Annotated in this window: 19 protein-coding genes; 13 read left to right on the forward strand and 6 right to left on the reverse strand. The window is 74.2% G+C overall.

The features are described 5' to 3' along the window. Positions 1-26 precede the first annotated feature (26 nt). The 4 genes from JQC91_RS16595 to JQC91_RS16610 are packed head-to-tail and all read left to right on the forward strand — an operon-like array spanning position 27 to position 3331. A complete protein-coding gene (locus JQC91_RS16595) occupies positions 27-947 on the forward strand; it encodes a branched-chain amino acid ABC transporter permease (protein WP_203288528.1) in 921 nt (306 codons plus the stop codon). Next, complete coding sequence (locus tag JQC91_RS16600; protein ID WP_203288529.1) at positions 944-1930, forward strand: branched-chain amino acid ABC transporter permease; 987 nt, start codon at positions 944-946, stop codon at positions 1928-1930. Before JQC91_RS16595 ends, JQC91_RS16600 begins: the two co-directional genes overlap by 4 nt. Continuing rightward, positions 1923-2654 carry an ABC transporter ATP-binding protein gene (locus JQC91_RS16605; protein ID WP_203288530.1) on the forward strand — a complete coding sequence of 244 codons (732 nt, stop codon included), beginning with the start codon at positions 1923-1925 and terminating at the stop codon, positions 2652-2654. Before JQC91_RS16600 ends, JQC91_RS16605 begins: the two co-directional genes overlap by 8 nt. Beyond that, a complete protein-coding gene (locus tag JQC91_RS16610; RefSeq protein WP_203288531.1) occupies positions 2654-3331 on the forward strand; it encodes an ABC transporter ATP-binding protein in 678 nt (225 codons plus the stop codon). The genes JQC91_RS16605 and JQC91_RS16610 overlap by 1 nt, the downstream gene beginning before the upstream one ends. A 15-nt stretch (positions 3332-3346) precedes the next feature. Here JQC91_RS16610 and JQC91_RS16615 read toward each other — a convergent pair whose 3' ends face one another. From JQC91_RS16615 to JQC91_RS16625, 3 genes are all read right to left on the reverse strand, one after another. Continuing rightward, positions 3347-5266 (reverse strand): capsular polysaccharide biosynthesis protein, encoded by a 1920-nt coding sequence (locus JQC91_RS16615; RefSeq protein ID WP_203288533.1) that lies wholly within the window; start codon positions 5264-5266, stop codon positions 3347-3349. Position 5267: 1 nt separating this feature from the next. Further along, on the reverse strand, positions 5268-6395 hold the full coding sequence (locus tag JQC91_RS16620) for a polysaccharide biosynthesis/export family protein (RefSeq protein WP_203288534.1): 1128 nt from the start codon (positions 6393-6395) through the stop codon (positions 5268-5270). A gap of 81 nt (positions 6396-6476) precedes the next feature. Continuing rightward, the gene (locus JQC91_RS16625) at positions 6477-7757 is read right to left on the reverse strand and encodes a capsule biosynthesis protein CapA (RefSeq protein ID WP_203288536.1); all 1281 of its coding nucleotides are present in this window, start codon (positions 7755-7757) and stop codon (positions 6477-6479) included. A 134-nt stretch (positions 7758-7891) separates the two neighbouring features. Here JQC91_RS16625 and JQC91_RS16630 point away from each other — a divergent pair, with 134 nt between their 5' ends. Both JQC91_RS16630 and JQC91_RS16635 read left to right on the forward strand, forming a co-directional pair. Continuing rightward, the gene (locus tag JQC91_RS16630) at positions 7892-8491 is read left to right on the forward strand and encodes a riboflavin synthase (RefSeq protein ID WP_203288537.1); all 600 of its coding nucleotides are present in this window, start codon (positions 7892-7894) and stop codon (positions 8489-8491) included. Continuing rightward, positions 8488-8697, forward strand: coding sequence for a hypothetical protein (locus JQC91_RS16635; protein WP_203288538.1), 210 nt, complete (start codon positions 8488-8490; stop codon positions 8695-8697). The genes JQC91_RS16630 and JQC91_RS16635 overlap by 4 nt, the downstream gene beginning before the upstream one ends. Positions 8698-8762: 65 nt before the next feature. Here JQC91_RS16635 and JQC91_RS16640 read toward each other — a convergent pair whose 3' ends face one another. Then, complete coding sequence (locus JQC91_RS16640; protein WP_203288539.1) at positions 8763-9269, reverse strand: GNAT family N-acetyltransferase; 507 nt, start codon at positions 9267-9269, stop codon at positions 8763-8765. 44 nt (positions 9270-9313) lie between these two features. Between JQC91_RS16640 and JQC91_RS16645 the strand changes: the two genes are divergently transcribed. From JQC91_RS16645 to JQC91_RS16675, 7 genes are all read left to right on the forward strand, one after another. Further along, the gene (locus tag JQC91_RS16645; RefSeq protein WP_203288540.1) at positions 9314-9853 is read left to right on the forward strand and encodes a hypothetical protein; all 540 of its coding nucleotides are present in this window, start codon (positions 9314-9316) and stop codon (positions 9851-9853) included. 50 nt (positions 9854-9903) lie between these two features. Then, positions 9904-10668: an SDR family oxidoreductase gene (locus tag JQC91_RS16650; RefSeq protein WP_203288541.1), complete on the forward strand. Its 765-nt coding sequence runs from the start codon at positions 9904-9906 to the stop codon at positions 10666-10668. Positions 10669-10731: 63 nt separating this feature from the next. After that, a complete protein-coding gene (gene ribB / locus JQC91_RS16655; RefSeq protein WP_203288542.1) occupies positions 10732-11850 on the forward strand; it encodes a 3,4-dihydroxy-2-butanone-4-phosphate synthase in 1119 nt (372 codons plus the stop codon). Positions 11851-11938: 88 nt separating this feature from the next. Beyond that, entirely contained in the window at positions 11939-12487 is a 549-nt protein-coding gene (locus JQC91_RS16660) for a 6,7-dimethyl-8-ribityllumazine synthase (protein WP_203288543.1), read from the forward strand. Continuing rightward, on the forward strand, positions 12484-13029 hold the full coding sequence (locus JQC91_RS16665) for a hypothetical protein (RefSeq protein ID WP_203288544.1): 546 nt from the start codon (positions 12484-12486) through the stop codon (positions 13027-13029). Before JQC91_RS16660 ends, JQC91_RS16665 begins: the two co-directional genes overlap by 4 nt. 32 nt (positions 13030-13061) lie before the next feature. Further along, positions 13062-13547: a transcription antitermination factor NusB gene (gene nusB, locus JQC91_RS16670; RefSeq protein ID WP_203288545.1), complete on the forward strand. Its 486-nt coding sequence runs from the start codon at positions 13062-13064 to the stop codon at positions 13545-13547. After that, a complete protein-coding gene (locus JQC91_RS16675; RefSeq protein WP_203288546.1) occupies positions 13544-14224 on the forward strand; it encodes a tRNA (guanine(46)-N(7))-methyltransferase TrmB in 681 nt (226 codons plus the stop codon). Before nusB ends, JQC91_RS16675 begins: the two co-directional genes overlap by 4 nt. 260 nt (positions 14225-14484) lie before the next feature. On the opposite strand, the gene JQC91_RS16680 is transcribed toward JQC91_RS16675, so the two are convergent. Continuing rightward, positions 14485-15435, reverse strand: coding sequence for an MBL fold metallo-hydrolase (locus JQC91_RS16680; protein WP_203288548.1), 951 nt, complete (start codon positions 15433-15435; stop codon positions 14485-14487). Continuing rightward, on the reverse strand, positions 15432-16481 hold the full coding sequence (locus tag JQC91_RS16685; protein WP_203288550.1) for an MBL fold metallo-hydrolase: 1050 nt from the start codon (positions 16479-16481) through the stop codon (positions 15432-15434). The genes JQC91_RS16680 and JQC91_RS16685 overlap by 4 nt, the downstream gene beginning before the upstream one ends. Between the last annotated feature and the right edge of the window lie 23 nt (positions 16482-16504).

Consider the following 16504-nt stretch of genomic DNA (forward strand, 5'->3'; position numbering starts at 1 on the left):
CTCCGGGCGGGGGCCCCGCCGGCCCCGTGACCCCCATCCTCCTCATCGAGCAGGTCCTCAACGGCCTGCAGTTCGGCGTCATGCTGTTCCTGATGGCGGCCGGGCTCACGCTCATCTTCGGGGTGATGGGCCTCATCAACCTCGCGCACGGCTCGCTCTACATGATCGGGGCCTTCGCCGCCGCCGCCGTGGCGGGCGCGACGGGCAGCTTCGCCCTCGGCCTCGCAGCCGCCCTCGCCGCCGCCGCCGCGGCGGGCGCGCTGGTGGAGGTCGCGGTGATCCGCCGCCTCTACCGCGCGGCCCATCTCGACCAGGTGCTCGCCACCTTCGCCCTCATCCTCATCTTCTCCGAGGGCACGCGCTGGGCCTTCGGCTCCTTCCCGCTCTTCCTCGACATCCCCGCCGCGCTCTCCGGTCCCGTCACGCTGCCCGGCGGTATCGAATACCCGCGCTACCGGCTCGCCCTCATCGGGGCGGGCCTCGCCGTCGCGGTCGGCCTCTGGTGGCTGACGACGCGGACCCGCCTCGGCCTCCGGATCAGGGCGGGTGCCGAGGACCGCGAGATGGTCGCCGCCTTGGGCGTCGACATCCGCACCCTCTACACGGTGGTCTTCGCGCTGGGCGCGGCGCTCGCGGGGCTCGCGGGCGCCCTCGTCGGGGCGATCCAGTCGGTGCAGGTCGGGATGGGCGAGCCGGTCCTCATCCTCGCCTTCGTGGTGATCGTCATCGGCGGCATCGGCTCGATCCGGGGCGCCTTCGTCGGCGCCCTGCTGGTGGGGCTGACCGACACGCTGGGCGGCCTGCTGCTGCCGGACCTCCTGGCCCTCTTCATGGAGAACGGCGCCGCGACCCAAGCGGGCTCGGCCCTCGCCTCGATGTCCGTCTACCTCCTGATGGCCGCCGTGCTGATCTGGCGTCCCGCCGGCCTGTTCGGGCGCCCCGCATGAGGCTTCCGGAGGGATGGGTCACCGCGGCGGCGCTCGCGCTCCTGCCCGCCGTGGCGCTGTGGGCGTGGGCGGCGGACGAGCCCTTCACGATCACGCTCGCCACCCGGGCCGCGATCCTCGCGCTGGCCGCGGTGGGCCTCAACGTCGCGCTGGGCATCGGCGGGCTGGTGTCCCTCGGACACGCGGTGTTCTTCGGCATCGGCGGATACGCGATGGGCATCCTCGCGTTCCACGCCCAGACCTACGCCCCCTTGGAGATCGGCCCGCTCACCATCGCGGGCACCCGGTCGATGCCCCTCATCTGGCTGGTCGCCACCGCCGCGTCGGCCCTCGTCGCGTGGCTGATCGGCCTGCTCAGCCTGCGCACGAGCGGCATCTACTTCATCATGATCACCTTGGCCTTCGGGCAGATGGCCTTCTACTTCGCGATCTCGTGGACGGCCTACGGGGGGGAGGACGGCCTCTCGATCTACGTCCGCAACGGCTTCCCCGGCCTGAACACCTTGGTCCCGATCCAGTTCTTCGCGCTCTGCTGCGCGGTCCTCCTCCTCGCGGTCGCCCTGCAGTGGCGCCTGCGCGCGAGCGGCTTCGGCCTCGCCCTCGACGCCGCCCGCCAAGCCCCCGCCCGCGTCGAGGCGGCGGGCCTTTCCCCGCGCCGCCTCAAGCTCGCGGCCTTCGTGTTGTCCGGGGCGCTGACGGGCCTCGCGGGCGCGCTCTTCGCCGACCTCAACCGCTTCGTGTCGCCCAGCATGTTCTCGTGGCAGCTCTCCGGCGAGCTGATCGTGCTGATCGTGCTGGGCGGCACCGGCCGCTTGGCGGGGCCGGTGATCGGCGCGGCGCTCTTCGTCGCGCTGGAGCACTGGCTCGGCGGCCTCACCGAGTTCTGGCTGGTCTGGCTGGGCGCGATCCTGCTCGGCATCGTGCTCTTCGCGCGGGGCGGGGTGGTCGGCCTCCTGACGGGCCGGGCGGGGCCGCATGTCTGAGGTGCTCGCCGCCGACGGGCTGACCAAGCGGTTCGGCGCGCTCCTCGCCTCGGACGGCGTGTCGATCGACGTCAGGGCGGGCGAGATCCACGCGGTCATCGGGCCGAACGGCGCGGGCAAGTCGACCCTCATCGCCCAGATCTCCGGCGCGCTCGCGCCCGACGCGGGCACCGTCCGCCTGAACGGCGCGGACGTCACCCGCTGGTCCGTCGCGCGCCGCGCCAAGGCGGGGCTGGCCCGCACGTTCCAAGTCTCCGCGCTCGCCCTTGAGGCCACGGCGGAGGAGAACGTCATGCTTGGCGCGCTCGGCCGGGACGGGGGCCTCCGGCACCGCACCGCCCGCAACGCGGCGCTGCGCGACGCGGCCCGCGCCGCCCTCGACCGGGTGGGCCTTGCGGCGCGCGGCACCCCCGCCTCCGACCTGTCCCACGGCCAGCGCCGCCAGCTCGAGGTGGCCGTGGCCCTCGCGCAGCGCCCGCGGCTCTTCCTCATGGACGAGCCGATGGCGGGCCTCGGCGCGGAGGGCACCCGCCGCCTCACCCCTCTGCTCGACGGGCTGCGCGCCGAGGCGCCCATCCTCCTCGTCGAGCACGACATGGACGCGGTCTTCGCCCTCGCCGACCGCATCACCGTGCTCGTCGCGGGCCGCGCGATCGCCACCGGGACGCCGTCCGCCATCCGCGCCGACGCGGACGTGCGCGCGGCCTATCTCGGGGACGGCTGATGCTCGCGGTCGAGGGCCTCACCGCCGCCTACGGGCCGGTCCCCGCGCTCTTCGGCGTCACCCTCGCGGTGGCCGAGGGCGAGGCCGTCGCCCTCATGGGCCGCAACGGCATGGGCAAGACGACCACCATCCGCGCGATCTGCCGGATGATGCCGTCGCGGGGGCGGCTGGCGTTCGCCGGGCGCGACCTCCACCGGCTGCCCTCGCACCGGGCGGCGCGGCTCGGCCTCGGGCTGGTGCCCGAGGGGCGGCGCTGCTTCGGCGGCCTGACGGTGGCGGAGAACCTCCGCTGCGTGGCCCGCCCCGGCCCGTGGGACGCGGACGCGGTGGCCGACCTGTTCCCCCGCCTCGGCGAGCGCATGGGCCAGCGCGCGGGGACGCTGTCGGGCGGGGAGCAGCAGATGCTCGCCATCGGGCGCGCCTTGGCGACGAACCCGCGCCTCCTCGTCCTCGACGAGGCGACGGAGGGGCTGGCCCCGCTCGTCCGGGCCGAGATCTGGGACGCGGTGGCCCGGCTGCGCGGCGAGGGCCTGGCGATCCTCCTCGTGGACAAGTCGCTGAAGGAGCTGTCGCGGGTGGCCGACCGCGCGGTGGTGCTCGAGCGGGGGCGCGACGTCTGGACCGGTGCGATGGCCGATCTCGACGGCGACACGGCCGCGCGGCTGATCGGGGTCTAGGGACGGGCGCTGCGGCTATCGCCAGAAGGGCACGCTCGCGAACGCCCCCTGCAGCTTCGCGAGCCCGCGGTTCGCCGGACCCGGACAGGGCAGGGGGCCATGCGCGAGGCGGTCGACCGCCACCTCGGGCGGGCAGGCCGTCCGCGTCACAGGATCGAAGTAGCGCGGGTAAGCGATCAGCGCCGCGTGAACCAAGGCGTCCAAGGACGGCCGCGCCGCCCGCCGCCGCGCGGGCACCGGACCGCGGTCGTCCGTGAGCCCCCAGCCCGCGTAGAACGGCGTGCCGACGCACGACACCGGCACGCCGCGCATCAGGGCCTCGAACCCCATCAGCGACGTGGCCGTCCACACCCGCGCCGCGCCGGCGATCAGCGGAACGGCGGGCGCGCCCGCCGCCACGAGGTCCGCGTCGCCCGCGTCGATGGCCCCGTCGCGCAGGCCCGCCTCGACGTCCGGATGCGGCTTGTAGACGAGCACGGCCTCGGGGAACGCGGCCCGCGCCGCCCGCAGCAGCCCCTCGTTCGTGGTCCCCGGCGCGCCGTGCCGCATGGACGCGTCGTCCGCGACCTGCCCGGGCACGAGGATGTAGTCCGCCGGCAGATCGGGCACGTCCCCCGCGAGGTTGTACTTGGACAGGCCCGCCTTGATTACCGCCGACCGCAGGGCCCGCGCCCGCGCCAGCGCCTCCGGCGGTCGCTTGGAGGCGGCGATCACGCAGGCCTCGAGGTCCGAGCCCCGCGTCGGGTCGTAGTACATCCCGGCCCCGTCCAGCACGAGCGACAGCGGCGGCACGAGGTCTGCTCCCAGCCCCTTGGACCGCAGGAAGCCGTCCTCCATCCGCACGGCCCCGTCCGGCCCGTCCCGGTCGCCCCAGACCAATGGCCGACGCCCCGCGCCGAACGACACCCGCCCCGACAGGAACCGCTTCACGTGGGGCCGCTTCCACAGGCGCGTCCCCGGCGCGGACCAGCCGTCGCGGTCCTCGCGCCACGCCCGCGCCCGCGCCTCCAGCGCGCGCACCGCCTCCACCGGGCCGCAGAGCTCGTCGCGGTGGGCGTCGTACCATTTCGGGTAGAGGACCATCGCCCCGGCGAAGAGCTGCGCGCGGGTGAGGTGGCGCGTGCGCCGGTCGACCGGCCTGCGGTCGTCCGTGAGGCCCCAGCCCGCGTAGAAGGGCTGGCCGAGCACCACCGGCCTGTGACCGTGCAGGATCGCCTCGAATCCGAGTTGCGACGTCACGCAATAGACCGCGACCGCCCCCGCGAAGAGGTCGGCGGGCGCCGTCGGCGCGTCCCAGAGCTCGACGTCCGGAGGCAGGGGGGCCGCGAAGTGCCCCGCGCGGTGGCCGCGCGCCGTCTCCGGGTGGGTCTTGATCAGCAGCCGGGCGTGGGGATGCTCCTCCCGCGCGGTGGCGAGCATCGTGCCGAAGGTCGCGGCGGACGCGCCGCCGAGCGCGATCGACGCGTCCCCGCTCGTCTGGTCGATCAGCAGCACGTAGCCGGGCGCGGGGGCTTCGCCGGCGGTGGCCGCGTATTTCGTGACCTTGGCGCGCACCATCTCGTCCATGGCCGCGCGGGCGCGCCCGATCAGGTCGCCGTCGTCGAACGGGTGGTGGGCGAGCAGGTCCTCGAGGTCGGACGGCCCCCGCGCGTCGAAGTGGCAGCGCCGGTCGACCAAGAGGCCGAGCGTCGGCTCCTTCGGGCGCGCGCGGCCCGGATGCAGGGAGCGCAGCCAAGCGTCCTCGAACCGCAGGATCTCCGCGCCCGTCCGCGCGGCGACCGCCTCGGCCCGGCGGGAGGTGCCGGCATGGCCCCACGCGGCGACGGCCTCGCCCGTACGCGGGAGGCCGGTGCGAAGGTCGATGCCCGAGAGCCACGCGATGCGGCGGATGCGCGTGTCGAGGAATCCGCCCGAAACGAAGCGGGCGGTGCGCATGTCAGCGCACGCCGAGCGCCGCCGCCCCCTGCGTCGCGCCGCCCAGCGTGCCGAGCGCGGCCGAAACGGTGCGGTTGAACGCGACGATCGGCGCCTCGGTGACGTAGAGGGTGTCGCCGTCGCGGATCAGGAAGTCGCGCGCCTCGAACATGCCGTTGGGCTCGGTCAGGTCGAGCACGTAGACGACGCGCTGCGTGCCGATCAGGTCGTCGCGGCCCATCACCCGGCGGGCCACCGCCTCCGGCTCGTTGCGGAAGACGAACACGCCCGTCGGGTTGGCGAACTGCGCCGAGAGGCCGCCGACCTGCGCGATGGCCTCGATGGCCGAGAGCGTCTGGGTCTCGAACTCCAGCCGGGTCTGCTGGTTCGTGGCGCCGAGCACCGAGAAGGCGCGGGTGTCGCGCTCGAGGAAGACCTTGTCTCCGTCGCGCACCGCGATGTCCATGCGGGGGTCGTGGAACAGGTCGCTGAACCAGACCGACTCCTTCCGGCCGCCCCGGACCACGGTCACCTTCACGACCTCGGGCGGCGCGGCGACGCCGCCGGCCGCCGCGATGATGGAGGACAGCATCCGCGTCGGACGCGAGACCGGAACCACGCCTTGCCCGCCCGCGAGGCCGACGACCGTGACCGTTGCGCCGTCGCCCGCCACACGGCGGACGAGCACCTGCGGATCGGGCGTCTGCTCGTCGAGGCGCTGGGTGATGACCCGGCGCAGCCCCTCGGGCGTGTTGCCCGCCGCGCGGATGCGGCCCGCGTAGGGGACGAAGATGAAGCCCGCGCTGTCGACCTGGACCTCGTCGATCAGCGAGGCGGAGGCGCCCGCGCTGGTCAGCAGGCCGTCCTCCACGTTCTCGTAGATCACCAGCCCGAGGGAGTCGCCGGGCCGGATCGTGTCCGGGCCGAGCAGGCCCGCGTTCTGGAACGCGTGGCTGAAGCCAAGGGACGGGGTGATCGCGGTCGCCGCCGTCACGCGGGCGTTGACGTCGACCACGAAGGCGTCGCCCTCGCGCATGACCGATCCGGCGAAGATCTCGCGCTTGGTCGGCCCCGAGCGGGGAAGGATGTCGCAGGCGGCGGTCGCCGCCACCAGCGCGACAAGCGCGGTGGTGTTGAGTAGTCGTGCCATGCTCGTCCCGGCGCGGTCGCGCCGCCTCTGCCTCTGCTCGGGCGGGTTGATCCCGCCTCTCGCGTCATCGTTTCGGTAGGCCTAGCCGCCCACCAGCTTCAACATCCGTCGCGGCGCGGGAGTCCCTGCGTCCAGCGCGTCGTAGGGATCGTGTCCCGAGAGCATCATGTCGCCCACTTGTCGCAACAATTGGCGACGCCCGCGGGCCGAGTAGAAGCCGCCCGCGATCTGCGACGTCTCGAGGAGGTAGTGCCGGTAGGCCCGGTAGGCGCGGCTGTCGGGGCGCGCGGGGTCCGCGAAGAACGCCGGGAGGGGCTGGTCGCTGACGAACTCGGGCTTGGAGTAGACCGAGCGCCCCGTCGCCTTGACCGGAAGCCCGCGCCACAGCGCCTGCTGGGCGGCCGTCGAGTTGACGGTCACCGCGCTGCGCGCCTCGTCGAGGAGGCCGCCGAGCTTGCCGCCCCGCAAGTAGTGCACCCGTCCGCCGAGCCCGTGACGCGCTGTGAGGTCGCGGATCGCGGCCCGCACGTTCGCGCGCCCGTCCTCTAGGGGGTGGGCCTTGAACACCAGATGGTGGTGGGGCGGCGCGCCCTCGGCGAAGGCGGCGACGACCTCGGAGAGGAAATCCTCGATTCGCGCGTAGCCGGAGTGCTCGGTGAAGCTCGCGTCGTGGGCGAGCTGCAGCAGGCACAGGTGATAGGGGAACCCGCCATGGGTCACGCGGCGCTGGGCGATCCGGCGCGACAGGGCGGTGAACGGCATGGTCACGAGGCGGCGCAGGTAGAGCCGCGTCTCGCGCACCACCGAGACGCCCCGGTGGGGGCGGAAGTTCGGATAGCCCCGGCCCAGGAGCACGAAGGCATGGTAGAGCGCGCCGTAGAACACGTGGTGGCGCATGTCCCCCCAATGGGCCGGCGGGTCGGGCAGGTCGAGGTCGAGCGCCTCGAGCGCGGCCCGCATCTCCGGCACGGTGCGGTCCATCAGCCGGGAATGGGCGTTCGCGCCGCCGCGCTCGTAGGACACCCACCACGGGCGGAGGTAGCCTTCCTCGAAGACGTGCACGGCGATGCCGCGCGCCTTCGCGGCCGAGACCGCGGCCGCGTGGACGGGGCGGGTGTCGCCATAGAGCACGAGGTCCGTGATCCGTCGCGCGTCCATGAGGTCCCCCGCCTCGGCGGCCCACGCCTCGGGCGTCCCGCGGAAGGGGACGTAGGTGGCGCGGTCCGGCCAGAACGCCGCGTCGCCCGCGTTGAAGCCCACGCGGAGCACCTCGGCCCCCGCCGCGCGCATCAAGCGCGCCAGCTGGGCGAAGAAGGGCCCGTGCGGCCCTTGGAGGAACATCATGCGGCGTGGCTCGCGCATCCGGGCGGACTCCTTGCGACCGCGCCATTGTTTCCACGGCGCCGGGCGGAGGGAAGGCGGCATTGCGGCGCGATTGCGGCGGCTGGACCCCTCGGCGGCGTCCCGCTAGGCCGGGCCGCGAAGGAGATGCGCCCATGTTCACCGGCATCGTCACCGACATCGGCACCGTCCGCGCCTTGGAGCGGCGCGGCGACCTGCGAGCGCGCATCGGGACGGGCTACGACCCCGACGGGATCGACCTCGGCGCGTCCATCGCCTGCGACGGGTGCTGCCTGACGGTCGTGGACCGGGGACGGGACGGGGGGCGCGGATGGTTCGACGTGGACGTCTCCGCCGAAAGCCTGTCCAAGACGAGCTTGGGCGACTGGGCGGAGGGGCGGCGCGTGAACCTCGAGCGTGCGCTCAGGGTCGGCGACGAGCTAGGCGGCCACATCGTCTCGGGGCACGTGGACGGCGTGGCGCGGATCGTCGAGGCGCGGCCCGAGGGGGATTCCCTGCGGCTCGTGTTCGAGGCGCCGGAGGCCCTCGCGCGGTTCGTGGCGCCCAAGGGCTCCGTCGCGCTCAACGGCACGTCGCTCACGGTGAACGAGGTCGAGGGCGAGCGCTTCGGCGTCAACCTGATCCCCCACACCCGCGACGTGACCACGTGGGGCGAGCGCGGGGTCGGCGACCGGGTGAACCTCGAGATCGACACGCTGGCCCGCTACGTCGCCCGCCTGCGGGAGTTCGGGTGAGGGGCGTCGTCGAGGCGTCCCTCGAGGACGCCACCGGCGACCGCTGCGTCGACCTGATCCGCGGCGAGGGGTGGGCGTGGGCCGAGTGCCGCCGCGATCCCGAGGACGCCCACGGCTGGCGCAGGCTCCATCCGCCGCGCGGGGGCTACGCGGATCGGGCGGCGGCGGAAGCGGGCGCGCGGGCCGGCGTCGGCTGGCTCGCCTGACGCCGCCCGGCCCGCCCGGAGCGCGATTGCCCCACCGGGATGGCACGCCCCCCCGGGACGAGGGGCTAGACGCGTGGACGGTCGAGGACGAAGGACCGTTCGGTCGCAGGATCGACGGCGAAGGCGGCCTCCACCTCCGCCTCGCGCCACCCCATCCGGTCCAGCACCGCGAGGGCGGCCCCGTTGTGCCGATCGGTGATGGCCACGATCCGCGCCGCGTCCGTCGCTGCCCAGACCCATCCGGCCGCGAGCGCCACGGCGGCCCGCGCGATGCCGCTGCCATGCGCCTCCGCCGCCAGCGTGATCCCCATCTCCACGGCCCCGTGCGCCGGGTGCAGCCCCATGTCGCCGACCAGCCGCCCCTCCACCTCGACGGCGATCTGCGTCCACCGCCCCGGCGCGAGGAGCGCGCCGTCGTCCGCCAGCATCGCCTCCGCCCCCGCTGGCGTCATGTCCCCGTGCGACTGCAGCCCCACCACCGCCGGGTCGGTGCGGTAGGCGAGGAAGGAGTCGAGGTCGCCCGGCGCGAGCCGCCGCAGCGTGACGCGCCTGTCGGTGATCGGAAGCTCCATGCGCGAAGCTTGCTCCTGCGCCGCGGCCGGCGCAACGTCGGCATATGACCCACGGCATCGGCCACAACTCCAACCACGACCCCGACGGCTACGCGGGCCGGCTTCACCTCTGGCGCCGCGCCCGCGCCGACCTCGTCGCGCCGCGCCTGCCGATCGAGATCGTCCGCATGCGGGTTCGCCGCGCTGCAGCATTGGGCCTCCCCTACAAGACCTACGCGTCGATCCGGGCCACCACGGGGCGCGACGTGATCGCGCTGCTGTTCTCGTCCAACGCGCTCGACATGCGGCCCGCGCCGGCCCCGGCGGCGCTGGAGAAGCTCGCGGGGGTCGCGGCGGAGCGCGGCGTGCTCGTCCATCTCCCGCTCCCCGACGACGCGCCGCCGCCGCTCGACTGGGCCGCCCGCGCCCCGCCCTTCACCGACACGTGGGGGGCGATGCGCCGCCGCCTCGACGGCGTCCTCGCGGCCCGCGCCCTGCCGCGCGACGGGGTCGTGATGGTCGGCGCCACCGCCGTCGAGCGCGAATGGTGCGCCGCCGCCCGCGCGGCGGGCTGGGTCTCGCGCGAGGCGTATTTCGGCGGCTGAGCTTGCAGGGGTCGCCCGGCGTCCCGACCTAGAGGCCGAAGGAGACGCCCATGCCCAACCTCGCCCTCGTCACCGGCGCCACCTCCGGCATCGGACGCGCCCTCGCCGAACTGCACGCGTCGAAGGGGGGCGACCTCCTGCTCGTGGCCCGCCGCGCGGCCGAGCTCGCCGACCTGAAGGCCGAGCTGGAGGCGAAGGGCGTCGGCGTCGATACCGTCGCCGCCGACCTCGGCACGCCGGAGGGCCTCGCCGCGACGACCGCCGCCGCCGAGGGGCGGGAGGTGGACCTGCTGGTGAACAACGCCGGCTTCGGCGGGCGGGGAGAGTTCGTGGACCGGCCCCTCGACGACGACCTCGCCATGGTGGACCTGAACGTGAAGGCCGTCATGGCGCTGTGCCATGCGGTCGGGGGGGACATGGCCAACCGGGGCAGGGGCCGCATCCTCAACGTCGGCTCCACGGCGGGGCACATGCCGGGGCCGCTGCAGGCGACCTACTTCGCCACGAAGGCCTTTGTGCGCTCCTTCTCCTTCGCGCTGGACGCGGAGCTGCGGCCCAAGGGCGTGACCGTGACCGTGCTGGCCCCGGGCTACGTCGAGACCGGCTTCGCCGCGCGCGCCGATCTCGAGGGGACCAAGCTGACCAAGTCGGGTGCGACCCCAGCCGACGTGGCCAAGGTCGGCTACGACGGCGCGATGGCGGGCAAGCTGGAGGTCATCAACGACCGCAAGCTGGCGCTCATGCTCAACACGGTGGGCCGGGTGGCCCCGGCGCGCGCGATGATGGCGATGATCCGGGACATGCAGACGAAGTGACGCACAGTCGCCGTGCGCGTCGCCGGGTGGCGCGGGGCGCGTGGCGGGCGTAGGAGGCAGGCCATGGCAGACCCCATCCCCTTCGAGGCCCCCGGGCCGGTCGAGCGCGACCATTCGGACGTGATCTCCCCCATCGAGGACATCCTCGAGGACGCGCGCAACGGGCGCATGTTCGTGCTGGTGGACCACGAGGACCGCGAGAACGAGGGCGACCTCGTGATCCCGGCGCAGATGGCGACGCCCGACGCGATCAACTTCATGGCGACCCACGGGCGCGGCCTGATCTGCCTGACGCTGCCGGGCGAGCGGATCGACGCGCTGGGCCTGCCGCTGATGGCGTCCAACAACTCCTCGCGCCACGAGACGGCCTTCACCGTCTCGATCGAGGCGCGCGAGGGGGTGTCCACCGGCATCTCGGCCCATGACCGGGCGCGCACGGTCGCGGTGGCCATCGACGCGTCCAAGGGCGCGTCCGACATCGCCACGCCGGGCCACGTCTTCCCGCTGCGCGCCCGCGACGGCGGCGTGCTGGTCCGGGCGGGGCACACGGAGGCGGCGACCGACATCGCGCGGCTGGCGGGGCTGATCCCGGCGGGGGTGATCTGCGAGATCATGAAGGAGGACGGGGAGATGGCGCGCCTGCCGGACCTCGTGGCCTTCGCGCAGCGCCACGGGCTGAAGATCGGCACGATCAGCGACTTGATCTCCTACCGCCGCCGCCACGACAACCTCGTGCGCGAGACCGAGAGCCGGGAGGTCGCCTCGCGCCACGGCGGGCGCTGGCGGATGCGGGTGTTCACAGACGCCACGCAGGGGTCCGAGCACGTGGTGCTGACGATGGGCGACCTGTCCACGCCGGCGCCGGTGCTGACGCGGATGCACGCGCTGGACCCCTTGGAGGACGTGCTGGGCCTCGGCGACAGCGACCTCGCCCGCGCGATGGGCATCGTGGCCGAGGAGGGGCGCGGCGTCGTGGTCCTGCTGCGCGACACGGAGATGAAGCTGGGCACCGGCGGCGTCTCGCCCGAGACGCTGCGGCGCTACGGGCTGGGCGCGCAGATCCTCGCGGCACTCGGCCTGCACGAGATCGAGTTGCTCACCAACTCCGGCAAGCCGAAGGTCGTGGGCCTCGACGCCTACGGTCTGACCATCACGGGCACGCGCCCCATCCCGAAGGACTAGGGCCGCCCTCCCCGGGTGCGCCCCGGGACCTCCGGCCAGAGAGATTCCCGGGCCGAGCCCGGGGACGACAGCGAACAGGAGACGACCCATGGCCGGCCACAGCGACAACGTCCTCGACCTTCCGCGCTTCGAGGAGTCGACCAAGTTGCTGATCGTGATCGCGCCCTATTACGGGGCCATCGCGGCGCAGCAGTTGGCCTCGGCCCGCGCGGTGATCGAGGGGGCGGGCGCCACCCACGAGACCGTCGAGATGCCCGGCTCGCTCGAGATCCCCACCGCCATCGGCATCGCCCACCGGCAGGGCGACTACGACGGCTACGTCGCCTTGGGCTGCGTGATCCGGGGACGGACGTCCCACTACGACGTGGTCGTGAACGAGAGCGCGCGCGCCATCGCGACCTTGGGCCTCGCGGGGGCCTGCATCGGCAACGGCATCATCACCGTCGAGAACATGGAGCAGGCCGAGGAGCGGGCTGATGCCGGGCGCCTCGACACCGCCGGGGGCGCGGCGGCGGCGGCGCTGCACCTGATCGCGCTGCAGCGGTCGATGGGTAAGGCCGAGAAGGGGCTGGGCTTCCGCCCCGGCGGGTTCCGCCACGACGCCGCGGCCAAGCCCGACGGGCCGACGGTCGCGTGACCTTCGACGAGGCCATCGCCCGGCTCGACGCGGCGGGGCTCTGGGACGAGATGCTCCACCATGTCGAGATGGAGCCGCGTCCCGCAGGCGCGCTCCTGTTCGACGACGTCACGGTCGTGGACCCGGACCCGGTGCACATCGGCGGCGACTCGTCCGGTGGGGCCTATGTGCGCCTCGCCTCGGGCGCGGTCGCCCTCCTGTCGAGCGAGGGCGAGGCGGCGGTCGTCGGGCTGGACCTCGCAACTGTGCTGGCGGCGGGGCTGGGCGTCGGCGGCCTTCACGACGCGCTGCGCTACACGGCCCTGCCCGACGTGGCCGAGGCCCGCGCCGCGTGGGTGGCCGCGCGCGCTGCGTATGGCCTGCCCGCGGGGCCCTTCGACCCGGACGCGGCGCGGGAGATCGGCGCGGCGCTCGACCTCGACCCGCTGCCCGATCCCTTCGGGCGGCTCCACGCGGTCGTGGGCACCACGCCCGAGCCGTTCGTGACCACCCCTGACGGGCCGTTCCAGCGGTTCGGCGTCTCGTTCTTCGCGACCCGTTGACCCCACCCCGCGCCCCGCCTACCTGCGCGCCCATGCCGAACACGAACCCCGACGACGCCCGCGCGCTCCGCCGCCGGATGCGCTCCGCCGCCCGCCTCTACGCGGTGCAGGCGCTCTACCAGATGGAGGCGATGGGCCAGTCGCTCGACGCCGTGCGCGTCGAGTTCGAGGACCACCGGCTGGGCATGGAGGTCGACGGGGTCGAGTTCTCGGAGGCTCATGTCGACACGTTCCGGGCGATCCTCGAAGGCGCGGTGTCGCATCAGGCCCGGATCGACCAGACCACCGACCGGGCGCTGGCCGACCGCTGGCCGATCAAGCGCATCGACCCGGTACTGCGCGCGCTGTTCCGCGCCGCCGGGGCGGAGTTCGTGGCGAAGGAAGCGCCGCCGAAGGTGGTGATCGTGGAATACGTCGAGGTCGCCCGCGCCTTCTTCCCGGAGGGCAAGGAGGCGGGCTTCGTGAACGCCGTGCTCGACGCGATGGCGCGCGAGGTCCAGCCGGGGGCGTTCAAGTGAGCCGCCCGCACCGCAACTTCTACGGGCGGACAAAGGGCAAGCACCTCAAGGACTCGCACCAGCGCTACCTCGTGGAGGACCTCGCCGCCCTGTCGCCGGGCGCGGTTGGCTGGGAGGAGAACCCCGACCGGACGCCGCTGCGCTTGGACGGCGAGACGTGGCTGGAGGTGGGCTTCGGCTCGGGCGAGCACCTCGTGCATCAGGCCGCCCTCCACCCCGACGTCACGATCATCGGGTGCGAGCCCTACATGAACGGCGTGGCCTCCCTGCTGGGCAAGCTGCGCGAGGCACTCCGCGGCAACGTCCGCGTCCACGCGGGCGACGCGCGCGACCTGATGGACGTGCTGCCCGAGGGGGCGCTGGGACGCGCCTTCCTCCTCTACCCCGACCCGTGGCCCAAGGCGCGCCACCACCGCCGACGTTTCGTGACGCCGGAGCATCTGGCGCCGCTGGCGCGGGCGATGCGCCCGGGGGCGGAGCTGCGCGTGGCGACGGACATCGAGGACTACGTGCGGCAGACGCTGCTCGAGGTGCCGCGCGCCGGGTTCCGCTGGACGGCGGAGCGGGCCGACGACTGGCGCCGCCCTTGGGCCGACTGGACCCGCACCCGCTACGAGGCCAAGGCCGTGCGGGAGGGGCGCGTCCCCCACTACCTGACCTTCGCGCGCGAGGGCTGACGGGGCAGGGGGCTCCGCCCCCGCCGCGCGGGCCGCGCGGCCCCCCGGCGTATTTCGGGAACGAAGAAGGGCGCGGAAACCTTCCGTTCACGCTTTGGGGTCCGAGATGGCCGGGCGGTACAGGCTGGCGAGCCGATGACCGCGAACGGAGAAGCCTCGGGCTTCCGCCCCCATGCACCGGCACCACGTGACCGCAGAGGCATGGGGGCCTTCTTCGTTCCGCAAATACGCACGGGGCGACCTCGGCCACGGGTGCGCCGTCAGGGCGGGACGTCCCACGCCTCGCCGGGCCGGAGCGCGCGGAAGCGGTCGGGCGCGACGCCGTGGGCGGCCTTGGCCGCCGCGAGCGCGGCTGGCGGATCCTCGCGCGCCTCGTCCGTCATGCGGAAGCAGCCCCAGTGGATGCCGACGGCATGGTCGGCCCCGCAGCGCAGGAACCCGCGCACGGCGTCGTCGGGATCCTGGTGCTCGTGCTCCATGTGCCAGCGGGGCGCGTAGGCGCCGATCGGGATCGCCGCGAGGCGGGGGCGGGCGGGCAGGTCGTAGGGGCGCCCGCCGTCGTAGCCGGTGTCGCCCATCAGGAAGACGGGACCGGCGGGCGTGTCGATCAGGAACGAGGCCCAGAGCGTCAGGTCGCGGTCGCCGCCCCAGCGCTCGGACCAGTGGCGGCAGGGCAGGGCGGTCACGCCGTCGGCGGTCCCATGCCAGTCGAGCGTCTCGACGCGCAGGCCCGGCACCTCGCGGGCCAGAACCGCGTCGCAGCCGAGTGGTGCGACGACCCGCGGGGCGTGGCCGTCGCGCAGGCGGGCGAGGGTTGGGGCGTCCATGTGGTCCCAATGGGCGTGCGTCACGACGACGAGGTCGATCTTCGGCAGGTCCACGAACCGGATGCCGGGCGCATGGTGGCGGCGGGGGCCGATGCCCCGGGGGCCGACCCGCTCGGACCAGACGGGATCCAGCAGCACGTTCAGGCCGGGGGCCTGCACCAGCACCGTCGCGTGGCCGACGAACGTGACGCGCAGGTCCGCGACGGCGGCGTCGGGCATGGCGGGCGCGACCTCCACCGTCCGGGGCCACGCCGCCCGGCGCCGCGTGGCGAGCCAGCGCAGCGAGACGCGCAGCGGGGGATGGGACGGCCCCGACGGGTTGAAGAAGCGGCGCCCGTCGAAATGGTCCGAGGGCGGGCCGTGGTGGAGGGCGGGTCGCCTCAAGCGGGCACGTCCCACGCCTCGCCCGGCGCGAGCGGGCGGAAGCGGGCGGGGTCGATGCCCTTCGCGTCGAGCGCGCGGCGCAGGAGGGCGGGCGGCTCGTCGCGCGCCTCGTTCGTCAGCTGGAACGTCCCCCAATGGTGGCCGACCGCGTGCCGCGCGCCCGAGAGCGCGAAGCCCTCCACCGCCTGCGCCGGGTCCTGATGCTGCGGCTCCATGAACCAGCGGGGCGCGTAGGCGCCGATGGGCAGGATCGCGAGGCGCGTCTCGGGGAGGCCGCGATAGGGGCGTCCCCCGTCGAAGCCGGTGTCGCCCACGTGGAACACCCGGCCCACCGGCGTCTCGACCAGGAACGCGGCCCAGAGCGCCATGCTACGGTCGCGCGCGCCCCGGGCCGACCAGTGGTGGCAGGGCGCGAGGCGGACGGTCAGGCCCGCCACCTCTAGCGCCTCGCTCCAGTCGGCGGTGCGGACGTCGGCGCCGGGCGTGCGGTCGCGGATGATGGCGTCGTTGCCCAAGGGCACGAGGATCGGCATCCCGAAGCGTGCGTGCAGTCGGTCCAGCGTCTCGACGTCGAGATGGTCGTAGTGGTTGTGCGAGACCAGCACCGCGTCGATGCGGGGCAGCGTATCGAAGGCGATGCCCGGTGCTGTCACGCGGGCGGGACCGGCGAAGGAGAGCGGCGAGACCCGCTTGGACCACACCGGGTCCAGCAGCAGGTTCCGCCCCGCCACCTGCAGCAGCATCGAGGCGTGACCGACCATCGTGACGCGCAGGTCCGAGACCTCGGCGGCGGGGGCGGCCTGCCGGACCGCGACGCCCTCGGGCCACGTCGCCTTGCCGCCGCCCAGCTGCCAGCGGAGCAGGTCGCCGAAGCCCCGCGGGTCCATGCCGTCGGGGTTGAAGAACCGGGTCCCGTCGAAATGGTCCGTGACGGGGCCTTGGTAGTAGGGGTTGGCGGAGGCGCGCTCGCCGCGGACGGCGCAGGCGGCGGCGCCCGCGAGGCCGGCGAGGCCCGCGAGCGAGAGGAAGCGGCGGCGGTTCGGCATCCGGAGCACATAGCCGTCCGCGC

Origin of the sequence: Jannaschia sp. Os4 (assembly GCF_016820245.1) — a bacterium.
In the GTDB taxonomy this organism is placed as follows: Bacteria; Pseudomonadota; Alphaproteobacteria; order Rhodobacterales; family Rhodobacteraceae; genus Jannaschia.